General features: G+C 69.0%; 22 protein-coding genes, 1 tRNA gene and 1 other RNA gene. 9 read left to right on the top strand and 15 right to left on the bottom strand.

Annotation, left to right across the window (positions count from 1 at the left end):
- Positions 1-39: 39 nt before the first annotated feature.
- The 3 genes from J5V96_RS11890 to J5V96_RS11880 form a co-directional block, all read right to left on the bottom strand.
- Positions 40-450, bottom strand: a complete 411-nt coding sequence (locus J5V96_RS11890) for a VOC family protein (protein WP_236014757.1) — start codon at positions 448-450, stop codon at positions 40-42.
- Between the two features lie 10 nt (positions 451-460).
- On the bottom strand, positions 461-835 hold the full coding sequence (locus J5V96_RS11885) for a helix-turn-helix transcriptional regulator (RefSeq protein WP_208504247.1): 375 nt from the start codon (positions 833-835) through the stop codon (positions 461-463).
- 97 nt (positions 836-932) lie between these two features.
- Positions 933-1,568, bottom strand: a complete 636-nt coding sequence (locus J5V96_RS11880) for an LOG family protein (protein ID WP_236014756.1) — start codon at positions 1,566-1,568, stop codon at positions 933-935.
- A 68-nt stretch (positions 1,569-1,636) separates the two neighbouring features.
- On the opposite strand from J5V96_RS11880, the gene J5V96_RS11875 reads away from it, so the two are divergent.
- Positions 1,637-2,569 carry an AEC family transporter gene (locus J5V96_RS11875; protein WP_208504026.1) on the top strand — a complete coding sequence of 311 codons (933 nt, stop codon included), beginning with the start codon at positions 1,637-1,639 and terminating at the stop codon, positions 2,567-2,569.
- Positions 2,570-2,586: 17 nt separating this feature from the next.
- Here the strand turns inward: J5V96_RS11875 and J5V96_RS11870 are convergent, their stop codons facing one another.
- From J5V96_RS11870 to J5V96_RS11860, 3 genes are read right to left on the bottom strand one after another with little or no spacing between them, the layout of a single operon-like run.
- A complete protein-coding gene (locus tag J5V96_RS11870) occupies positions 2,587-3,774 on the bottom strand; it encodes an anthranilate synthase component I family protein (protein WP_208504024.1) in 1,188 nt (395 codons plus the stop codon).
- An 8-nt stretch (positions 3,775-3,782) separates the two neighbouring features.
- Positions 3,783-4,355, bottom strand: coding sequence for an anthranilate synthase component II (locus J5V96_RS11865; RefSeq protein ID WP_208504022.1), 573 nt, complete (start codon positions 4,353-4,355; stop codon positions 3,783-3,785).
- 46 nt (positions 4,356-4,401) lie between these two features.
- A complete protein-coding gene (locus J5V96_RS11860; protein WP_307793612.1) occupies positions 4,402-5,196 on the bottom strand; it encodes an SDR family oxidoreductase in 795 nt (264 codons plus the stop codon).
- A 182-nt stretch (positions 5,197-5,378) separates the two neighbouring features.
- On the opposite strand from J5V96_RS11860, the gene J5V96_RS11855 reads away from it, so the two are divergent.
- The 5 genes from J5V96_RS11855 to ppgK all read left to right on the top strand — a co-directional run bounded on the left by J5V96_RS11855 (position 5,379) and on the right by ppgK (position 8,881).
- Positions 5,379-5,858, top strand: a complete 480-nt coding sequence (locus J5V96_RS11855; RefSeq protein WP_208504018.1) for an NfeD family protein — start codon at positions 5,379-5,381, stop codon at positions 5,856-5,858.
- 3 nt (positions 5,859-5,861) lie between these two features.
- The gene (locus J5V96_RS11850; protein ID WP_208504016.1) at positions 5,862-6,770 is read left to right on the top strand and encodes an SPFH domain-containing protein; all 909 of its coding nucleotides are present in this window, start codon (positions 5,862-5,864) and stop codon (positions 6,768-6,770) included.
- Positions 6,767-7,525 carry a glycerophosphodiester phosphodiesterase family protein gene (locus J5V96_RS11845; RefSeq protein WP_208504014.1) on the top strand — a complete coding sequence of 253 codons (759 nt, stop codon included), beginning with the start codon at positions 6,767-6,769 and terminating at the stop codon, positions 7,523-7,525. The genes J5V96_RS11850 and J5V96_RS11845 overlap by 4 nt, the downstream gene beginning before the upstream one ends.
- 143 nt (positions 7,526-7,668) lie before the next feature.
- Entirely contained in the window at positions 7,669-8,040 is a 372-nt protein-coding gene (locus J5V96_RS11840; RefSeq protein WP_208504012.1) for an RNA polymerase-binding protein RbpA, read from the top strand.
- Positions 8,041-8,128: 88 nt separating this feature from the next.
- A complete protein-coding gene (ppgK, locus tag J5V96_RS11835; RefSeq protein WP_208504010.1) occupies positions 8,129-8,881 on the top strand; it encodes a polyphosphate--glucose phosphotransferase in 753 nt (250 codons plus the stop codon).
- 60 nt (positions 8,882-8,941) lie between these two features.
- On the opposite strand, the gene J5V96_RS11830 is transcribed toward ppgK, so the two are convergent.
- From J5V96_RS11830 to J5V96_RS11800, 7 genes are all read right to left on the bottom strand, one after another.
- Positions 8,942-9,748, bottom strand: a complete 807-nt coding sequence (locus J5V96_RS11830) for an SDR family oxidoreductase (protein ID WP_208504008.1) — start codon at positions 9,746-9,748, stop codon at positions 8,942-8,944.
- Between the two features lie 54 nt (positions 9,749-9,802).
- Positions 9,803-10,303 carry a MarR family winged helix-turn-helix transcriptional regulator gene (locus J5V96_RS11825; protein ID WP_208504004.1) on the bottom strand — a complete coding sequence of 167 codons (501 nt, stop codon included), beginning with the start codon at positions 10,301-10,303 and terminating at the stop codon, positions 9,803-9,805.
- A 100-nt stretch (positions 10,304-10,403) separates the two neighbouring features.
- Positions 10,404-10,679, bottom strand: coding sequence for a hypothetical protein (locus J5V96_RS11820; RefSeq protein ID WP_208504002.1), 276 nt, complete (start codon positions 10,677-10,679; stop codon positions 10,404-10,406).
- A gap of 145 nt (positions 10,680-10,824) precedes the next feature.
- Positions 10,825-11,706 carry a manganese catalase gene (locus J5V96_RS11815; RefSeq protein WP_208504000.1) on the bottom strand — a complete coding sequence of 294 codons (882 nt, stop codon included), beginning with the start codon at positions 11,704-11,706 and terminating at the stop codon, positions 10,825-10,827.
- Positions 11,707-11,877: 171 nt separating this feature from the next.
- Positions 11,878-12,251: RNase P RNA component class A (gene rnpB / locus J5V96_RS11810), an RNA gene on the bottom strand.
- A gap of 15 nt (positions 12,252-12,266) precedes the next feature.
- A complete protein-coding gene (locus tag J5V96_RS11805) occupies positions 12,267-13,997 on the bottom strand; it encodes a bifunctional 3'-5' exonuclease/DNA polymerase (RefSeq protein ID WP_208503998.1) in 1,731 nt (576 codons plus the stop codon).
- Positions 13,998-14,009: 12 nt separating this feature from the next.
- A complete protein-coding gene (locus tag J5V96_RS11800) occupies positions 14,010-14,780 on the bottom strand; it encodes a zinc ribbon domain-containing protein (RefSeq protein WP_208503996.1) in 771 nt (256 codons plus the stop codon).
- A 143-nt stretch (positions 14,781-14,923) separates the two neighbouring features.
- On the opposite strand from J5V96_RS11800, the gene J5V96_RS11795 reads away from it, so the two are divergent.
- Positions 14,924-15,889 (top strand): LLM class F420-dependent oxidoreductase, encoded by a 966-nt coding sequence (locus J5V96_RS11795; RefSeq protein WP_208503994.1) that lies wholly within the window; start codon positions 14,924-14,926, stop codon positions 15,887-15,889.
- 70 nt (positions 15,890-15,959) lie between these two features.
- Here the strand turns inward: J5V96_RS11795 and J5V96_RS11790 are convergent.
- Together J5V96_RS11790 and J5V96_RS11785 are read right to left on the bottom strand one after the other, a co-directional pair.
- Positions 15,960-16,032: transfer RNA gene (locus J5V96_RS11790), tRNA-Val, on the bottom strand.
- Between the two features lie 24 nt (positions 16,033-16,056).
- Positions 16,057-16,845, bottom strand: coding sequence for an MOSC domain-containing protein (locus J5V96_RS11785; protein ID WP_208503992.1), 789 nt, complete (start codon positions 16,843-16,845; stop codon positions 16,057-16,059).
- A gap of 160 nt (positions 16,846-17,005) precedes the next feature.
- Between J5V96_RS11785 and aceE the strand changes: the two genes are divergently transcribed.
- Both aceE and J5V96_RS11775 read left to right on the top strand, forming a co-directional pair.
- Entirely contained in the window at positions 17,006-19,732 is a 2,727-nt protein-coding gene (gene aceE, locus J5V96_RS11780; protein ID WP_208503990.1) for a pyruvate dehydrogenase (acetyl-transferring), homodimeric type, read from the top strand.
- 8 nt (positions 19,733-19,740) lie between these two features.
- Positions 19,741-20,997 carry a PucR family transcriptional regulator gene (locus J5V96_RS11775; protein WP_208503988.1) on the top strand — a complete coding sequence of 419 codons (1,257 nt, stop codon included), beginning with the start codon at positions 19,741-19,743 and terminating at the stop codon, positions 20,995-20,997.
- Positions 20,998-21,027 lie beyond the last annotated feature (30 nt).

The following is a 21,027-nucleotide window of genomic DNA, read 5'->3' as shown; positions in this document are numbered from 1 at the left end:
TTCTCGAGAGGGATCGGATGGTGTGGGGAGAAAACGGGATCAGCGCTGCTGCACGCGGATCATGTTGCCGGCGGGGTCTCGGAGGGCGAAGTCGCGCAGGCCGTAGTCCTGGTCGATCGGCTCCTGCACGATGTCGACGTCAGGCAGGGCCTGGATCCTCTCGAACAGAGCGTCGACATCCGGCGTCGCGAGCACGATGCCGGCATAGGTGCCCTTGGCCATCATCTCGAGGATGACACGGCGCTCGTCGTCGGTGATGCCGGGATCGAGGGCGGGCGGGGTGAGCACGATGGAGGTGTCAGGCTGGTCGACGGGTCCGACGGTGATCCATCGCATGGCGCCGCCGCCGACGTCGAGGCGCACCTCGAACCCGAGCACCTCCCGATAGAAGGCGAGGGAGGCCTCCGGATCGGTGTGGGGCAGGAAACTGGCGTTGATCGTGATGTTCATGTCCGTCACGCTATTTGCCTCCCCCGGCGGTCGCTTCTCGATTCCTGATCGGTCTTGTGACCGACTTCACCACGAGGGACGGCAGCCCCTCAAGACCCGTCTCCGCGCCGCGTCTGTACTCGCTGGGCGTCATCCCGACGAGTTCGGTGAAACGGGTGCTGAAAGTGCCGAGCGACGCGCATCCGACCGCGAAGCAGACCTCTGTGACCGACAGATCGCCACGGCGCAACAGCGTCATCGCCCGTTCGATCCGGCGCGTCATCAGGTACGCGTACGGCGATTCGCCATAGGCGAGCCGGAATTGGCGGCTCAGATGCCCCGCGGACATGTGCACGCCTCGCGCGAGTGCTTCGACGTCAAGAGGCTGCGCGTACTCGCGATCCATGCGGTCGCGCACGCGCCGCAGCAGAGCGAGATCGCGAAGGCGGGCATCGTCGGCGGGCACGGATCGATCCTGCCAGCGGCCACCGACAAACGCGGAGTCAGACGCGCGGTGCCTCGTGCGGCGCGAACTTCGGCGCCGGCGGCGTCCAGTTCTCGAGGGCGCTGATGAGGCCTCGAGGACTGGAGACGATGAGCAGCGAATCGCGGAACGCGTCCGTGACGAAGCCCTCCTCGACCATGCGGTCGATCATCGTGAGCATCGGACGCCAGAAGCCGCGCACGTCGTAGACCACCACGGGCTTCTGATGGATCCCGAGCTGCAGCCAGGTCCACACCTCGAAGAACTCCTCGAGCGTGCCGATCCCGCCGGGAAGCGCGACGAAGGCGTCGGCGAGATCGGCCATCCGCATCTTCCGAGCGTGCATGTTGGGGACGATCTCGAAGGTCGTGAGGTTGGGGTGGGCGACCTCCTTGTCGACGAGCGCCTCCGGCATGACGCCGTGCACGTCGCCGCCTGCCTCTCGCGCGGCGGTGGACACCGCGCCCATGAGGCCGACATTCCCGCCGCCGTACACGACATGGATGCCGCGCGCCGCGAGCGCCTGACCCACGTCCACCGCGGCACGCTCGTACGCGGGGTGTGCGCCCGACGCGGATCCGGTGAAGACGGTGACGGCCTTGATGGGTCGGTCGCTCTCGCCGACAGGCTCCGTGACGGGCGTGGTGCTGCTCATGGGGCCAGCCTACGGGCGTAGGTTGAAAGGGTGACCGCCTTGACAACGCTCCCCCCGGCGGTGGCGTTGTGATCGGCGTGCTGACGGGGTTCGCGGTGGTCGGACTGGCGATCGTCACGGGCTATGTCATCGCCCGCATCGACCTGCTGGGCGAGCATGCGCGCTACGTCCTCAGCCGACTCACGTTCTTCGTGCTGAACCCGTTTCTGCTGTTCGCGGTGCTGTCCGACGCGAACCTCAGCCTGCTCTTCTCGGCGCTGCTGCCGGTGTCGATGCTCGCCGCCGTCGCCATGTTCCTGGTGTACGGACTCATCGCTCGCCTCGTATGGAAGCGCGGCATCACAGAGACGGTGATCGGCGCGCTCGGCGCCGGCTACGTCAACGGCAACAACATCGGCATCCCGATCGCCACCTATCTGCTCGGCAGCGGCGCGTATGCCGCCCCCGTCATCCTCGTGCAGCTGCTGCTGTTCACACCCGCTGTTCTCACGCTCTTCGATACGGTCACGAGCGGGGGCGCGGCCGGCTGGCGGGGTCTGCGGAAGGCGCTGATGCGCACGCTCCGCAACCCCATGATCATCGGGGCGGCGCTCGGTGTGCTCGTCGCAGTGACCGGGATCCGGCTGCCGGAGATCGTCGTGGCGCCCATCGAGCTCATCGCCGGCGCCGCGGTGCCCGTGCTGCTCATCAGCTTCGGCATGTCGCTGCACGGCCAGCGGGTGCTCACGACCCGGGCCTCCCGGCCCGACGTGCTGCTCTCGACCGCGATGAAGCTGGTGCTGATGCCGGTGACCGCCTGGCTGATCGGCCTTGCCTTCCAGCTCGACGCCCACGCGATGCTCGTGGTCGTGGTGCTGGCCAGTCTCCCGAGCGCGCAGAACGTCTTCAACTATGCGCAGCGATACGGCGTCGGCGAGATCCTCGCACGCGATGTCGTGTTCCTCACGACGTTCGGGTGCATTCCGGTCGTGTTCGCGGCGGCGCTGGTCTTCGGCGCCTAGCGGCGGGAGGATCGGGCTCAGCCCTGCAGTGCCCGCAGCAGGCGCTCGGCCTTCCACTGCGACTCGGCGAACTCCTCGTCGACGTCCGACTGCACCGTGATGCCGCCGCCGGTGCCGAGCGTGTAGGCGCCTGAACCGTCGGTCATGACGGTTCGGATGATCACGCCGAGATCGGCGCGCCCGTCCGCGGAGATCCATCCGAGAGCGCCCGAGTACGCGCCGCGCGGGGTCCGCTCCACCTCATCGATGATCTGCATCGTGCGCAGCTTGGGCGCGCCCGTCATCGAGCCTGCCGGAAACAGCGCGCGGAGCGCGTCGAGCGTGCGCACCTCCGGACGCAGACGGCCGCGCACCGTCGAGACGAGCTGGTGCACGGATGCATACGACTCGACCGCCATGAGGGAGGGCACCTGCACGGATCCGACCTCGCACACCTGCGCGAGATCGTGGCGGAGCAGATCGACGATCATCAGGTTCTCGGATCGGAACTTCTGGTCGGTGCGCAGGCGCTCCGCGGCGGCCGCGTCCTCCGCTGTCGTCTCGCCGCGCGGCATGGTGCCCTTGATGGGTTTCGCCTCGAGCGAGCGCATCGCATCGATTCGCGCAAAGCGCTCGGGAGACGAGCCCGCGAGGAATGCGCGCGCTCCGGGCACGTCGTGATGGAGATACGAGGCATACGGCGCGGGGTTGAGGGCCCACAAGCGCTCGAACACCTCGAGCGGCGAAAGCGCGCTGCGCTCCCGGGCGCGGTAGGTCAGATTGACCTCGTACGAGTTGCCCGCGTGCAGGTGCTCCTGCACCGCCTCGAATGCAGCGCGGTACCAGCCGGGCGTCGAGCCCGGCGGGCCTCCTCCCCCGGCGGACGGGGATGCGCCGGGCAGGTCGAGGCGTTCGATCCGCGAGGGGCGCATCCACACGGCATCCGGCAGCTCCCTGTCGGTGCGCGCGGGCAGATCCGTTCGCGCGGCGTACCCGAAATATCCGAACCACCGGTCCTCGGGGAGGCCGGCGGCGAGCTCGGCGGCGAGCACCGTGAAGATGTCGTCGCCGATGACGTCACGGCGTCCGGATGCGTGTCGGGTCACCTCCCTACGCGTGGCGTCGTATGTGAGCGAGACGTCGTCGGGCTCGAGCCAGGCGAGCTGTGCCCCGCCGTCGCCGGCGTTCAGCCAGACGCACCGTCCCCGCGTGGCGGCGTGTGCCATCCGCGGATTCACGCGCGCTCCAGGAAGTTGCGCACGACGTCCGCTCCATGCTCGGTGAGGATCGACTCGGGGTGGAACTGCACACCGGCGATCGGGAGCTCCCGGTGCGCAACCGCCATCACGAGGCCCGTCCGGGCGTCGGTCGCGGTGGTCACCACGTCGTCCGGGAGCTCGAGCGCCGCGAGCGAGTGGTACCGGATCGCCCGGAACCCGTCCGGAACGCCCGCGAAGAGGCCGGCGCCCCCGTGGTGCACGGTCGCCTCGATGCCGTGGCCGGGCTCGACACGGCCGACGTGACCGCCGAAGGCCGTGACGATCCCCTGCATGCCGAGACACACGCCCAGCACCGGCTTCTCCCCCGCGCGCAGCACCTCGCGTCCGACGGCGAAGTCGTGGGGGTCGTCCGGATGCCCGGGGCCGGGCGAGAGCACGATGAAATCGTGTGCGAGCACCTCGGCGACGGTGCACTCGTCGTGCTCGACGATGCGCGGCAGCGCGCCCGTGACGGAGGCGATCAGGTGCGCGAGATTGCCCGTGTAGCTGTCGTGGTGATCCACGACGACGACATCGTGCGAGGGCATGGGTCCATTGTGCGGTGACGGGGCTCCGCTCCGGCGCCGCGGGACGTCACTCGTCGGCAGAAGCGTCTTCGGTGGCGAACGCCGACACGTCGCCGATGAGGCGTGTGTTGTCAGCCGGCACGGGATCGACGGCCGCCTGGGCCACCTCGGCCGCGAACTCGGCGACGTTGTAGAGCTTTCCGGCCGACTCGCGGCGAGCCTCGATCGCACCGGGGTTCGCGCGCTCGAGCAGGGTCGCCGTGATGGTTCCCTCGATCATGTCGCCCGAGACCACGGTGAAGCCGACGCCCTGCTCCTCGAGCGCCGGGATCAGCTCGCGCAGCGCATCCTCGCCCGCGCGCTTCGAGAGCGCGACCGGCAGGTACTCCGGCATCGTCGGTGTGGTGCGGATGAAGTGCGCCTGGTGGCTCGTGACGAACACGATGCGCGCACCCTCATTCAGGATCGGCAGCGCCGACTGCAGCGCGCTCACCTGCGCGTCGCGGTTCAGCTTCAGCGCGTAGTCCTCGCCGAGTCCGGCTTCCATTCCACCCGAGGCGTTGAGGACGAGGATGTCGAGGCCGCCGAACTCCGCCTTCGCGGCCGCGTACATCGCCGCGACCGACTCGGGGTCGGTGAGGTCGGCGCCGACGACGAGAGCCCGCACACCGAGCTCGCGCACCTCGTTCGCCAGCTTCTCGGCGCGGGGAGCCTTGTTCCGGAAGTTGATGACGACGTCCGCACCGGCCTGGGCGAAGTAGCGGATCGTGTCGGCGCCGATGCCGCGCGATGATCCGGTGACGAGGGCGACCTTGCCCGCCAGGGTGCCGGGGGCGATGGGCTGCGAGGGGGCGTCGGTCACGGGAGCTCCTGAGTGTTGCGCTCGGAAGACGCGGATCGGATACATCTCCCGCGTCTGGGGACTGTTCGACAGTACCAACGCGGTGTCGCGGGGCTCTGTCGGATCGCTCCAACGTCGCGGCTTCGCCGTTGTTCGCCCTCTTGTCCCCGGCCGGTGGTACGTTTCGCGGAAGGAGGCCTGTCATGGAGTTCATCGAACAATGGGCATGGGTCGGCTGGCTGGTGCTGATCGTGCTGTTCCTGGCGATCGAGGTCGCCGCCGGCGAGATGACCTTCCTGATGCTCGCCCTCGGCGGCATCTCCGGCATCATCGCGGCTGTGGCGGGTGCGCCGATCTGGCTGCAGGTGGTGATCGCCGCCGTCGCGGCAGTCGCCGCGCTGGCGCTGCTGCGGCCGCCCCTGTTGAAGCGGCTGCGCAGGAGTTCCGATCCCAAACGGTTCAACGTCGAGGGACTCATCGGGCTCTCTGGCATCGTCATCTCGACCGTGACTGCGCTCGGCGGCCGCGTCAAGCTCTCGAACGGCGAGGAGTGGACCGCACGCGTCAGCGGCGGCCGCGACCTGCCGCCGCACACTCCCGTCGTCGTGGACGACATCCAGGGCGCCACGGCCATCGTCACCGGCACCGGGGTCACCCCGGCCGCCCCCAACCAGGAGGTCTGAGTCATGGAGGACTTCGGTCCGATCCTGCTGTGGATCCTCGCCGCGGTGGTCGTGATCTTCGTGATCTCGATCATCGTCCAGGCGATCCGCATCGTTCCGCAGAGCGAGGCGTTCATCATCGAGCGCCTCGGAAAGTACCACCGCACCCTTTACGGCGGCCCGCACCTGATCTTCCCGATCATCGACCGTGCGCGCTCGCGGGTCGATCTCCGTGAGCAGGTCGTCTCGTTCCCGCCCCAGCAGGTCATCACGGAGGACAACCTCTCGGTCGCCGTCGATGTGGTCGTCTACTTCCGGGTGACGGATCCGCGGGCCGCCACCTACGAGATCGCGAACTACCTCGGCGCCGTCGAGCAGCTGTCGATCACCACGCTTCGCAACGTGGTCGGTGGTCTGAACCTCGAGGAGGCCCTCGTCAGTCGCGACGTCATCAACGGAAAGCTCAGCGCGACCCTCGATGAGGCCACGGGTCAGTGGGGCATCAAGGTGGGACGTGTCGAGCTGAAGGCCATCGATCCGCCCGCCTCGCTGCGCGACGCGATGGAGAAGCAGATGCGCGCAGAGCGCGATCGGCGCGCGGCGATCCTGTCCGCCGAGGGTCACAAGCAGTCACAGATCCTCGTCGCAGAGGGAGCTCGACAGGCGGAGATCCTCAAGGCGGAGGGCGAGAAGCAGGCCGCGGTGCTGCGCGCACAGGGCGAGTCGGAGGCGATCCAGAACGTCTTCGGCGCGATCCACGCGGGCATGCCCGATGAGAAGCTGCTGGCCTATCAGTATCTGCAGACGCTGCCGAAGATCGCCGAGAGCCAGTCGAGCAAGCTCTGGATCGTGCCGAGTGAGCTCACGGAGGCGCTGAAGGGCATCGCCGGCGGCTTCTCGCGGGGCGGGGCTGCGCCGACCGAACGCGCGTGACACACCCGTACCTGCTCGGCGCGGAACACCCTCGGGTGCTCGCGCACCGCGGCCTCGCGGTCCCGGGAGCGGACGTCGCCGAGAACTCCTTCGCCGCGATCGCTGCCGCCCATGCGGCGGGTGCGTCCTACGTCGAGTCAGACTGCCATCTCACGGCTGACGGCCATGTGGTGCTCTTCCATGACGACACCCTTTCTCGCGTCACAGGCGATCCCCGCGCTGTCGCCGACCTCTCGCTCCGAGAGCTCGAGGCTCAGATGGAGGATCGCGGGGGCATCGCCACGCTCGCGCAGGCCCTCGAGTCGTTCCCGGATGTCAGGTTCAACCTCGACGTGAAGGCAGCGGCCGCCGCTGAACCGGTCGGGCGTCTGGTGGCGCCCCACGCAGGCCGTGTGCTCGTGACGAGCTTCTCGGACGAACGCCGACTTCTGGCCCTCGCGGCCGCGCTTCCGTCGCATCCGGCTACGTCCCCCGGCTCGCGCACGTTGACGCGCCTCGTGGCCGCCGCCGCGGTGGGCCTGCGCCCGCTCGGCTTCCGTCTGCTTCGCGGGGTCGACGCCCTGCAGATCCCCGAGCGCCAGGGCCGGATCAGGGTGCTGACTCCGCGTCTTGTGCGCTGGGCGCACGAAGCGGGCGTCGAGGTGCACGTCTGGACCGTGAATGACCCGGAGCGCATGCGGCAACTCGTTGCGATGGGGGTGGACGGCATCGTCACCGACCGCGCGGATGTGGCCCTCGACGCGCTCACCCGATGAGCGCTGCGCGGCATCCGCGCGGAGACGCGCCGGGGCGTCCGCCCTCACTGGGATTCGACTGAGAAAGCCGCATCTGTGTCCCCCATTCGGATGACGCGCACAGGTGAGCGCGTTATACCTGACACCGACGAGAGGACCACACAATGGCAGATCGCAGCCTTCGCGGAATCCGACTCGGCGCCCAGAGCCTCCAGAGCGAGGAAGGCGTCGTGTTCATGGAGCGCGCCCAGCACACGTACCACTGTGCCGCCTGCAATCGCGACACCACCCTCACGTTCGCGGCCGACGCCGAGGCTCCCGCGACCTGGGAGTGCCGCACCTGCGGTGGCGAGGCCCTGCTGACGGTGGACGGCGACACGGTGGAGGTCGACCACAGCGGCGACAAGGCCGCTCGCACGCACTGGGACATGCTCCTGGAGCGCCGCACCATCCCCGAGCTGGAGGAGATCCTCGCGGAGCGCCTCGAGTTCGTTCGCGCCCGCCGCGGCGCCGCCGCTGATCGCGCTTCGGCCTGATCCGCGTAAACTCCTGACGACGTCGACCCCTCCGGGGTCGGCGTCGTTTGGTTTCTCGCACTGGAACCGCTCCCATAGGCTGTACCCCATGGCGAACAGCGTGGAGCGTGCGGTCGGTATCGACATCGGCGGCACGGGTATGAAGGCCGGCATCGTGGACCTCGTGAACGGCGAGCTCGTCAGTGAGCGCGTCCGCATCCCCACGCCGGAGGGCGCGAAGCCCAAGGATGTCCTCAAGACGGTCAAGGAGCTGCTGGATCTGCTCGGTCCCGACGCGAAGGGGCTGCCGGTTGGCATCTGCTTCCCGACGATCGTCAAGAACGGCAAGACGCTGTCGGCGGCCAACGTCTCCAAGAAGTGGATCGACTTCGAGGCCGACGCCTTCTTCGAGGAGGGTCTTGGCCAGCCCATCCACTTCGTCAACGACGCCGACGCCGCCGGGCTCGCCGAGCTCCGCTACGGCAGCGCCAAGGAGCAGCCGGGCCTCACGATCCTGACGACGCTCGGAACGGGCATCGGCTCCGCGGTGCTGTTCAATGGCGAGCTCGTCCCGAACGCCGAGCTCGGACACCTCCAGTGGAACGGCGAGTCGATCGAGAAGTACGCGGCCACCAGCGCCCGCGAGCGCCTCGATCTGTCGTGGAGCGAGTGGGCCGGTCGCCTGCAGGAGTTCTACGACCACCTCGAGTTCCTCTTCTCCCCCGACCTGATCCTGATCGGCGGCGGCGTCTCGAAGAACCCGGAGAAGTTCCTCCCCCTGATCAAGACGCGAGCGGAGATCCGCATCGCCACGCACGCGAACAACGCCGGCATCATCGGCGCCGCCTCGCTGGCGCTCTGACACGCGAGAAATGCGAAGCGCCCGGATCCGATCAGGATCCGGGCGCTTCTGCATGTCACGTCACGAGAGCGTGGAGTCGTTCCACCGCCACACGTCGTCCCCTCGGAGGGTCGCTTCCGCGCCGCCGTCGATGTAGATCGTCTGGCCGGTGGTGTGCGTGTTCTCTGCACTCGCCAGCCAGATCAGAAGCTCAGCGACGGACTCAGGCGACTGGTGGCCGTTCAACGGCATCGGAACGGCCCCGTCCACCATGGCCACACCCTCCGGTGTCGACAGCAGATCCTTGGTCATCGGGGTGAGGACCGTGCCGGGTGCGACGGCGTTCACCGGAATCCCTGCGCCCGCCCACTCAGGCGAGATCGCGGCGCGGCGCACCCATCGCGAAAGCGCGCGCTTCGACGACGGGTAGTTCAGGTAGCCCTGCTGAGCTCCCTCCTGTGCAAGCGCGTCGCCGATGGCGAGCGTCGCCTCCTCGTCGCCGCTGAGTGCGGCATCGACGAGAGCGCTCGAGTTCTGCTGCAGACTGGCCATCGAGGACACGACCGCCGCGCGCGGTGCAGCGGACGCGGCCAAGGCGGGGCGGATCGCCGTCAGCAGCTCGACGACGCCGAAGTAGTTGATCGCCATGGTCTTGGCGATGGGCGCGGAGATGCCGGCGCAGGCGATGACCGCATCAAGCTGCCCGCCCGCCAGTTCGACGGCCTCTGCGGCCGCTCGCAGCCGGCCCTGCGGGGCGGACAGGTCGGCCGTGACCTCGGCGTCGTGCAGATCGACGCCGATCACGCGGTGTCCACGGTCACGCAGAAGCCGGGCGGTCGCCTGCCCGACACCGGATGCTGAGCCGGTGACGACATAGGTACGAGACATGAGAGTGCCTTTCGATTCGTGCGATCCTCCGGTCGTGAGGCCGGAGGTGCCACGTCATGCCGTTTCGGGTCGCGGCGTGACATCCGGTGCCGGATCGACCTCGGCGATGAGGCCGTCGACGAAGACAGAGAGCAGCGCGTGCAGGTGCTGCACGTCCGCGGCGCTCCATCCTTGGAGCGCGTGCGCGACCATCGTCTGGCCGGCGCCGACGAGCGTCCGCAGCGTCTCGTGGCCACGGGGCGACAGGGCGATGCTCGACACCCGTCCGTCCTCAGGGTCGGGCTGGCGTTCGATCAGCCCGTCTGAGGTGAGGCGCGCGATGAGCTTCGACGCGGTGGGCCTGGTTAACTGCAGCCTCTCGGCGAGCGCGCTCGGGCGCACCGCCTCCGTCGCATCCCCCAGAAGGTAGAGCGCGCGCATCTGCGTGGGATCCAGGTGCACACCGACACTCGCCGCGACGTGCGTCTGCACGTCGCGCGAGGACCATCGGGCCACGAGGCGCGTGAGAGTCGTGAGCAGCGATGTCTGCACCTGGTCCCCCGCACGGATCGTCATAAGACCAGTGTGCCACTGATTGCCTCAGGCAACTAACTCTGCACCGACTGCGCTGCGCTCGCGGGCAGAAGACCCCGGCCAGCAGGGCGCAGCGCAGTCGTTATGCCCCGAAGTCCTCCCCGTACGGCTCCAGCAGGTCACCCGTGTCCCGGGCGTCGTACTCGACGGTCTCATCGGTGAACATCACCTGAGCGCCCGACGACACGAGCACGCTCACCGAGCGATTGCCCACGACCGTGAACTCGACGAACCGCGCCTGGGTTCCGACCGCTTCTATGCGTCTCCTCAGGTCCTGAACGTCCTGCCCCTGTGCGAGCAAGAACGCCGATCCATTGACCGTGACCTCCGTCCGAACCATCGTGTGCGTCTCGTCCATGAGCACAAGCTACGCGTGCACTCGCATGATGCGAACGGGGTTGCGGGCTGGGCCGCTGACCGATAGCGGCGAGCCTCTGCGGCGCCCGGGAACACGAAACCGCCCGCTCCGCGGGTGCGGAGTGGGCGGCAGTCGAGACACGGGACTATTCCTTGTTCAGCGCGTCCTGAACCTTGCCTGCGACCTTCTCGACGACATTCGGCACCTCGGTCGTGCCGTAGAAGCGCACGTCGGGGTGCGTCGGCGCCGGCATCGGCGCCGTGGTGGTCGGGCCGTCGTGGTACGAGAACTCCCCCTTGCCGTCGGGGGTCGGCCCGCTGGCCCAGCGCCCGTCCGCGGCGGCCGCCCCGTCACTGAAGTTGAGGTACTGGTAGGACACCTCGCGCTTCTCCTCCGCAAGCGGGAAGTTGCTCGGCACCGGCAGCTCCTCCGCACCGTCGGCCTTCAGCTCCTCGATCGCGGCGATCCACTGGTTCTGGTGCATCGTGTCGCGCGCGATGAGGAACGACAGCAGATCCCGCACACCCGAGTCGTCCGTCATGTGGAAGAGTCGCGCGGCCTGCAACCGACCCTGCATCTCTCCGTTCGCGTTCGCCGTGAAGTCGGCGAGCAGATTGCCGCTGGCGGTGATGTAGCTGCCCTGCCACGGATTGCCGTTGCTGTCGACGGGTCGCGCCCCGGCACCCGCGACAATCGCCTGCTGTACGTCGGTGCCCCCGACAATCGCCGCGACCACCGGATCATCCTGGACCGCATCCTCCGTGATCCCCAGCGGCGACTTCTCGAGCAGCTGCGCGATCATGATCGCGAGCATCTCGACGTGCCCCATCTCCTCGGCGCCGATGCCGAAGACCAGGTCACGGTACTTGCCGGGGATGTGCATGTTCCACGCTTGAAACTGATATTGCATCGCGATGGTGATCTCGCCGTATTGACCGCCGAGCACCTCCTGCAGCTTGCGGGCGTACACCGCGTCCGGTGCGTCCGGCTTCGCCGTGTGCTGCAGTTCCTGCCTGTGAAAGAACATGCCTGTCTCCTCTGCCCTGATGGCGTCCGTGTGAGTGAGGCTCAGTCGACGCCTCGAATGGGCAGCAGCACACGGGCTGGTTCGCACCGCGCCGAGGTGGCAGAATGCCAGGCCTGTCTCAGATGCGCAGCGAACGCGCGCATCCGGGCACCACAGTCAGGGTGGATAAGGCGAATGGGCCGGCCTGTACGCCGGGTTCTGTTCAGGGGCTCACGCCCCCTTGACGACCATCTCTCTCGGCGACACGTCACCATGCCGCTCTAGCGATCTACCCGGGGATTCGGCGGGCCGCCTCATCATCCCCTGTCTGATCTTGCTCCGGACGAGGTTTACCGAGCGGATCGCGTCACCGCGACCCCTGGTGGTCTCTTACACCACCGTTTCACCCTTACCGGATCCCTCGCGGGCCCGGCGGTCTGCTTTCTGTGGCACTGTCTCGCGGATCACTCCGGGTGGGTGTTACCCACCGCCCTGCCCTGTGGAGCCCGGACGTTCCTCGGCGCGCGACGGCGAGCCGCCCGCGACGCGGTCGTCCGGCCGACCCATTCGCGTCCTCCAGCCTACTTGGCCGCGCTGTCCGAGATTCTCAGGTCGAGGGGGAAATCGATCGGGAAGGATCCGAACAGCAGGCGCCCCGCCGCCTCCGCGGCGTCGCGCATCGCCTGAGCGGCGGCGTCGGCCTGCTCTTCCGGGGCGTGGATCAGCACCTCGTCGTGCAGAAAGAACGCGAGGTGCGCCCGCCGCGAGAAGGCGCGTCCGGATCGGGGCGCTGCCGATCCGGACTCCACCTGCGGGAAGTCCGCGAGCCGCAGACGCAGATCGGCCAGCCAGGCGAGAGCCCACTCCGCTGCGGTCCCCTGCACGATGAAGTTGCGGGTGAAGCGCCCTCGGTCACGGCCGATGCGCCGGGCCCGCGTCTCGTCGGCCGCTGACGCCCCTGGCCGAGAGGCGCGGGTCTGCGCATCACGCCAGAGCTCATCCGGTGCCGGCGACGTGCGGCCGAGCCAGGTGGACACGACTCCCCCGTCGGCGCCGGTACGCGCGGCGGCGTCGACCAGGCCCATGGCCCGCGGATAGGCGCTGCGCAGGCGCGGCACAAGGCGCCCCGAGTCGCCCGTTGTGGCGCCGTACATGGCCCCGAGCATCGCGATCTTGCCTTCGGCGCGCGTGGCGACCGCTCCGCTTGCGACGATGCCCTCGTACAGGTCGCGCCCGCGCGCGGCGTCAGCGAGTCGGGCATCCCGCGACATCGCCGCCAGCACCCGCGGCTCGAGCTGCGCGACATCGGCCGTGACGATACGCCACCCCGGATCGGCGCGGAGCGCTTGGCGGAGCTGGCGCGGAAGCTGGAGCGCACCCCCGCCCGACGAGGCCCAGCGACCGGTGACCACGCCGCCGGGAACGTACACAGGCCGGAACCGGTGATCATGCACCCACTCGTCGAGCCACGCCCAGCCGTTGGCGCTGAGCAGCCGCGAGAGGCGCTTGTACTCGAGCAGGGGCGCAATGGCCGGATGATCGATCTCTCGCAGCTCCCACTTGGAGGTGGAGTCCACCCGGATGCCCGCGTTGTGCAGCGCCTTCAGCAGCCTCGGGGGCGAGTCGAGAGCGAGAGCCGGATCACCCAGCGCCGCCCGCACCTCGCCCGCCAGCCGCCCCATGTTCTGTGGCACCCCGCCGCGACGGGGTCCGAGCACGTCCTCCAGGATGCGCCGGTGGTGCTCGGCGTCCCAGGGCACGCCCGCGCTGGCGAGCTCGGCGGCCACCAGCGCACCGGCTGACTCCGCCGCGAGGAGCAGACGCATCCGTCCCGGATCCGTCGCACGCGGCACGGCGGCATCCTGGCGCGCGAGCTCCTCCAGCACCTCGCGCACGTCGTCCCGGCGGGGGCCGCCACGGGGTTCGTCGAGCGAGAACAGCGCCTCGGTGTGCCCGGCCGTCTCACCTGCCGCCGCGCCGTTCCACTGCACGGCGGCGCGCAGCTCCGCGGCGCCGGGAACGGCGTCACGCAGGATCGCATGGCAGAGCCGCAGGTCGTGGCAGCGGGCCACGCGCACCCCGGCCTCCAGCAGTGCCGGATACCACTCGGTTGTGCTCGACCAGATCCATCGCACCCCGCGCGACCCCGGCGACGCCTCGCGCTCAGCCACCCATGCGGGCAGCTCGGCGGCGCTCAGCGCGCGGCGCCCGCGTTCTCCGTCGCGGTCGAGCACGGTCGCGACCGCACGTCCATCGAGCGCGCGCGCGAGGACGATGCGCTCGGCATCAGCCCACGGCGATCCGTCGCCCATGGGCCACCCGGATCAGTCCGACTCGCTGAAGCGGGGCATGCCGCTGCCGCGCGTCAGACCCGACTCGTGTGTGCGGATCATGATCCCGCCGCACTCGGGGCACAGCGCCACCTCGTCGTCGGGAAGGTCGCGCAGCCGCTGGAGGTCGTTCGGCGACAGCATCACGTTGCAGGCGCCGCAGGTGCCACGGGTGAAGAGCGCGGTGCCCTGCCCGCGCGCGCGAAGGCGCTCGTACAGGCCGAGCAGGTCGGCGGGCACCTTGCCGGATACCGCGCCGCGGTCGCGGGTGAGCTTGTCGATCGTCGCCGACGAGGTCGACACCAGCTCCTTGGCCTCGGCGCTCAGACGCTGTCCCTCGCGCGTCACTTCTTCCATCAGAGCCTGCTGCTCGGCGAGCGCCGCCTCCGCGGTCTCGAGCTTCTCCATCAGCTCGAGCTCCGTCGTCTCGAGGGTGCTGAGTCGACGTGCGAGACTCTCGATCTCGCTCTCCAGACCCTGTGCCACCTTCGGATCGGCGGCGACGTTCAAGCGCTCGACATCGCGAGCCCGACGCGCAGTGACGACCTCGACGTCGGCCTCGACGCGCTTGAGCTCAAGCCTCAGGTCATCGCGCGCGCCGGCACGGGCGGCGAGCTCGCCGCCCAGGCTGGTGCGACGGCCGATGAGCTCCTGCACCCGCGCGGCCTGCGGCGGGTTCTTGCGCGCGGCCTCTGCCTGCGCGAGGCGCAAGTCGATGTCCGCGACATCGAGGAGGAGCAGCTGGTCGGCAGGGCTGGCTTTCACCCCTCCAACCTACCGCGCGGGGGCTCGGAGGATGCTCCGCCGACCCGTGTGTGTGCCTCACCTCGGAGCCGTTCGCAAGCCCCGTGCTCGCGGGAACGCGCATCCGTACCGTTGCACGCGACGCCACCAACAAGGAGGACTCGATGACACGCTTCGGATACACCCTCATGACCGAGCAGAGCGGCCCGCGCGAGCTGGTGCGCTACGCACAGCAGGCCGAGGAAGTCGGATTCGACTTCGAGGTCTCGAGCGACCATTACTCCCCCTGGCTCGTGAGCCAGGGGCATGCGCCCTATGCCTGGAGCGTGCTCGGCGCCGTCGCGCACGCCACCTCGCGCGTCGAGCTGATGACCTACGTGACCTGCCCCACACTGCGCTATCACCCGGCCGTCGTGGCGCAGAAGGCGGCGACGCTGCAGCTGCTCGCCGAGGGACGCTTCACGCTGGGGCTCGGGGCGGGCGAGAGCCTCAATGAGCACGTGGTCGGCGAGGGATGGCCGGGGGTCGATCAGCGCCAGGACATGCTCGTCGAGGCGATCGAGATCATCCGCGCGCTCCACACCGGCGAGCTCGTCACCTACGACGGCGCGTACTTCCGCGTCGACTCCGCCCGCGTCTGGGACGCGCCCGAGGATGGTGTGCCGCTCGGCGTGGCGGTGTCGGGAGAGAGCTCGCTCTCGAAGTTCGCGCCTCTTGCCGACCACATGATCGCCGTCCAGCCGGAGGGCGACCTCGTCACGGGCTGGGACGAGCGGCATGGCCCCGGCTCTCGGAAGATCGGTCAGGTGCCGGTGAGCTGGGATCCGGATCCGGACGCCGCGATCGCCCGCGCGCACGAGCAGTTCCGCTGGTTCGCCGGCGGATGGGCGGTGAACGCGGATCTTCCGACGCCAGCCGGTTTCGAGGCGGCGTCGCAGTTCGTCCGGCCGGAGGACGTCGCGGCGTCCATCCCGTGCGGTCCGGATCTGGATGCCCTCGCTGAGGGGGTCCGCCCGTTCCTGGAGGCCGGCTTCACGGATATCGCCATCGTTCAGATCGGCGACGAGAAGCAGCAGCAGTTCCTCGACGAGGCGGCAGGCCCCCTTCTCGAGAAGCTGCGCGCGCTTTAGCCGTCTCGCAGCCCGTGAGCGGATCCGCCCCGCGCATCGTGCACCGATGGGCGGGGCGGACTGCTGCCTGTGGGCCCTGCCGGGATCGAACCGACGACATCCACGGTGTAAACGTGGCGCTCTACCAGCTGAGCTAAAGGCCCCTGCTTCGAGTCTACGGGGGGCGGTCAGTCGAACCGCACCTCGTCGCCGACGCGGATCACCCCGCCGCCGGCGGCGGGGAGCAGGAGGACACCGAGCGTCGGCTCAGCCTGGCCCACGTCGCGCGTCAGCGTCTGCAGCACGCGCGCGTCTCTCTGGCCCGTATCGGGGTTCGCGTGAACGGCGAGGCAGCGGCCGATCGGCTTCTGGACGTCGAAGACCACGTCGCCGATCGTCACCCGACCCGCCCACTCCAGCTCGGCCCACGCATCCATCCCGCCCACCACCACGTTGGAGCGGAATCGCCGGGAGTCGATCGGCGCGTCGACGAGCGCGTCCACGGCCGCGACGGACGCGGAGCCGTGCAATGAGATGAACCCGCGCGAGCGATCCTGGAACCGAGACGTGCTGCCGTCCCCGACGAGCACGAGGGGCAGACGACCCGGGCGGCGCAGCAGCTTCGCCTCGGGCCCGGACAGCAGGAACTCGGTCACCGCGTCCACCAGGCGCGCCCGTCCATCCGGATCGAGCCGCTCCTCCGCGAGCACTGCTCCGTCGAGACTCATCCGTACAACCGAGCCGTCCCAGGACAGCTGGATGCGCGCGAGGGAGGGGAAGTCCACGAGCGCGAGGCCGCGCGTCTTCGCCCAGTACTCGAGGCCGTCGCGCACCTCGGGCTCCGTGGCGTCGGCGAAGCGGAAGGCGAGGACGCGATCTCCTTCGATGCGGCCATCGGGACGGACGGTGAGCGCGTCGTGGCGCTCCTCGGTGAATCCCTTCATAGGGAAACGGTGCAGCTGCTCGACGAAAGGCATCCCACAATGGTGCCGCTCTTTCGTCGTCGAACCACGTACATCCATGCCCGATTCGTGGGTCTAGGCTGAAAGGCGATCACGCGCACTCCGATGAACCTTCGGCGTGCGCGCAGGTATGTTCGCGAGGCACGATCTGCCCCGCTCGACGAAAGGGCATCCGGTGGCTGTTCACGACCAGGATCCGTACTCTCAGGGACCGCAGGACAGCGACCCCGAGGAGACCAGCGAGTGGCAGCAGTCGCTCGATGAGCTCGTCGACGCGAAGGGGCACCAGCGCGGTCGCGAGATCATGCTGAGCCTGCTGAAGCGCTCGAAGGATCTCCACCTCGGCGTGCCGATGGTGCCCACGACCGACTACGTCAACACGATCGCGCCCGAGGACGAGCCCGATTTCCCCGGCGACGAGGAGCTCGAGCGCCGATACCGCTCGTGGATCCGCTGGAACGCGGCCCTCACCGTGCACCGCGCGCAGCGCCCGGGCATCGGCGTGGGCGGTCACATCTCGACCTACGCCTCGAGCGCCTCGCTCTACGAGGTGGGCTTCAACCACTTCTTCCGCGGCCAGGACCACCCGTCCGGCGGCGACCAGATCTTCGTGCAGGGCCACGCCTCCCCCGGCCCGTACGCGCGCGCCTTCCTCGAGGGGCGCCTCTCCGAGGCGCAGCTCGACGGCTTCCGCCAGGAGAAGTCGGCCGGCGCCAACGGCATGCCGTCGTACCCGCACCCGCGTCTGATGCCGGAGTTCTGGCAGTTCCCGACCGTGTCGATGGGTCTCGGCCCGATCAACGCGATCTACCAGGCGATGACCAACAAGTACCTCGCCAACCGCGGCATCAAGGACACGGCCGACAGCCACGTCTGGGCCTTCCTCGGTGACGGCGAGATGGACGAGGTCGAGAGCCGCGGGCAGCTGCAGGTGGCCGCCAACGAGGGTCTGGACAACCTGACCTTCGTCATCAACGCCAACCTCCAGCGCCTGGACGGCCCGGTACGCGGCAACGGCAAGATCGTGCAGGAGCTCGAGAGCTACTTCCGCGGCGCCGGCTGGAACGTCATCAAGGTCATCTGGGGCCGCGAGTGGGACGACCTGCTCGCCCGCGACGACGAGGGCGCGCTGCGCAACCTCATGAACGTGACGCCCGATGGCGACTTCCAGACGTTCAAGACCGAGTCCGGCGCCTATGTGCGTGAGAACTTCTTCGGACGCGACCCGCGCGCGCTGGAGCTCGTCAAGGACTACACCGACGACCAGATCTGGGGTCTGCGTCGCGGTGGACACGACTACCGCAAGGTCTACGCGGCGTTCAAGGCGGCCCAGGAGCACAAGGGCCAGCCGACGGTTATCATCGCGCACACCATCAAGGGCTATGGCCTGGGGCCGCACTTCGAGGGACGCAACGCGACCCACCAGATGAAGAAGATGACGCTGGACGACCTCAAGCTGTTCCGCGACACCATGCACATCCCGATCACGGATGCGCAGCTCGAGGCCGACCCGTACCGCCCGCCGTACTACCACCCGGGTGAGAACGACGAGACGATCCAGTACATGCTCGAGCGCCGCCGCGCGCTCGGCGGCTTCCTGCCGGAGCGCCGCACCAAGTACGTGCAGATCCCCCTCCCCGAGGAGAAGGACTACGCCCTTCCGAAGAAGGGTTCGGGCACGCAGGAGATCGCCACGACGATGGCCTTCGTGCGTCTCGTCAAGGATCTGCTGCGCGTCAAGGGCTTCGGCCACCGCATAGTGCCGATCATCCCGGACGAGGCGCGCACCTTCGGCATGGACTCGTACTTCCCGACGGCGAAGATCTACAACCCGAACGGCCAGAACTACACCTCGGTCGACCGTGAGCTGCTCCTCGCCTACAAGGAGAGCCCGCAGGGCCAGATCATGCACGTCGGCATCAACGAGGCCGGCGCCATGGCGGCCTTCACCGCGACGTCCACGTCGTATGCCACGCACGGCGAGCCGCTGATCCCGATCTACATCTTCTACTCGATGTTCGGCTTCCAGCGCACCGGCGATGCCCAGTGGGCAGTCGGCGACCAGATGGGCCGCGGCTTCATCATGGGAGCGACCGCGGGCCGCACCACCCTCACGGGTGAGGGCCTGCAGCACGCCGACGGACACTCGCACCTGCTCGCCTCGACCAACCCGGCGACCGTGTCGTATGACCCGGCCTACGGTTACGAGATCTCCCACATCGTGCAGTCGGGCATCGAGCGCATGTACGGCGGTCAGCACGAGGACCCGAACGTCATGTACTACATCACGCTCTACAACGAGCCGATGGTCATGCCGGCCGAGCCCGAGGGCGTCGACGTCGAGGGCATCGTCAAGGGCCTTCACCGCGTCTCCGAGGGCCAGGGAGACGGCCCCCGCGTGCAGCTGCTCGCCTCGGCGGTCGGTGTGGCCTGGGCCCTGGAGGCGCAGGAGCTGCTCAAGAAGGACTGGGGTGTCGTCGCCGATGTCTGGTCGGTCACCTCGTGGACCGAGCTGCGCCGCGACGGTCTCGCGGCCGACGAGCACAACTTCCTGCACCCCGAGGCCGAGCCGAAGACGGCGTACCTGACGCAGAAGCTCGCCGGCATCGAGGGCCCGTTCATCGCGACGAGCGATCACATGCACGCCGTCGTCGATCAGATCCGCGCGTGGGTGCCGGGTCAGTACCTGACACTCGGTGCGGATGGCTTCGGCTTCTCGGACACGCGCGCCGCTGCTCGTCGCTTCTTCAAGATCGACGGCCCGTCGATGGTCGTCCGCGCCCTCCAGGGTCTTGCCAACGAGGGGCGCATCGACCGCGCTCTCGTCGGCCAGGCCATCGAGAAGTACCGCCTCCACGACGTCAACGCCGGCACCTCCGGCAACGCCGGCGGGGAGAGCTGAGCTCGTCCGTGAGTTCCCAGGCCAAGCCCTCCAAGGGCGCGGCGTCGGGTGAGGGGGCCGTCCTCGACAAGACGGCCACCCTCGCCTGGCTCCGCCGGATCTCGGGCGATCTGGCGACCGCGACCACCACGCGACTCGAGCAGTCGCTGCCGTGGTACGCGGGTATGCCGCCTGCACGTCGGTCGGCCGTCGGCCTTGTCGCTCAGGCGGGCATCACCTCGTTCATCCAGTGGTACGAAGACCCGTCCTCGACTCCCTGGATCGCGGCGGACATCTTCGCGGCGGCGCCTCGTGAGCTTCTGCGCTCGGTGAGCCTGCAGCAGACGCTGCAGCTGATCCGGATCACCGTGGAGATCGTCGAGGAGCGGGTCGCCTCTAAGAGCGAGGATCTCCGCGAGGCGATCCTGCTCTACTCGCGCGAGGTGGCCTTCACCGCCGCAGACGTCTATGCCCGCGCCGCCGAGTCGCGCGGCCTGTGGGACGCGCGGCTCGAAGCGCTCGTCGTCGACTCGATCCTCACGGGCGAGGCCGACGAGGAGTTGCCCAGCCGCATCGCCGCGCTCGGCTGGCATGGCCATGGTGAGGCCTGCGTTCTGGTGGGCACGGCTCCGGTCATGTTCGATGTCGACCAGGTGCGCCGAACCTCGCGCAAGCTGGGCGTCGACGTGCTCGTCGGCGTGCAGGGCTCGCGGCTGGTCATGGTCATCGGCCGGGCTCAGCCCGCGAACGAGGAGACCGAGCCGGACGCGCTCCCCTTCGTCGAGATCGCGACTCAGCTCGAGCCGGCATTCGGAGACGGCTTCCTCGTGCTGGGACCGACGGTGCCCGCACTCGTCGACGCGAGCCAGAGCGCCCGCGCGGCTCTCGCCGGATTCGCGGTCGCGCGCGGATGGCGCCACGCCCCGCGTCCCGTCGAGGCCGACGACCTCTTGCCCGAGCGAGCCCTCGCCGGCGATCCGGTCGCCAAGCACACCCTCGTCGGGCGCATCTATCGCCCGCTGGCCGCGCACTCCACCGACCTCGTCACGACGCTGTGGAGCTACCTCGACAACGGGCGGTCACTGGAGGCGACGGCGCGTGAGCTGTTCGTGCACCCCAACACCGTGCGCTATCGCCTCAAGCGGGTGAGCGACGTCATCGGCTGGGACGCCACGGGCCCCCGCGAGGCGCTGATCCTGCAGACCGCCCTCATCCTAGGGTCGATCGGATCCGCGGATGTCGTGCGCCGTCGTACTCCGATGCGCCGCTCCCGCGACGCGCATTGATTGTCTGACGCGCACAAACGTTCTCGGTTT

The organism is Microbacterium stercoris, assembly GCF_017592545.1.
In the GTDB taxonomy this organism is placed as follows: domain Bacteria; phylum Actinomycetota; class Actinomycetes; order Actinomycetales; family Microbacteriaceae; genus Microbacterium; species Microbacterium stercoris.
This window is presented reverse-complemented; position numbering and strand designations above follow the sequence as displayed.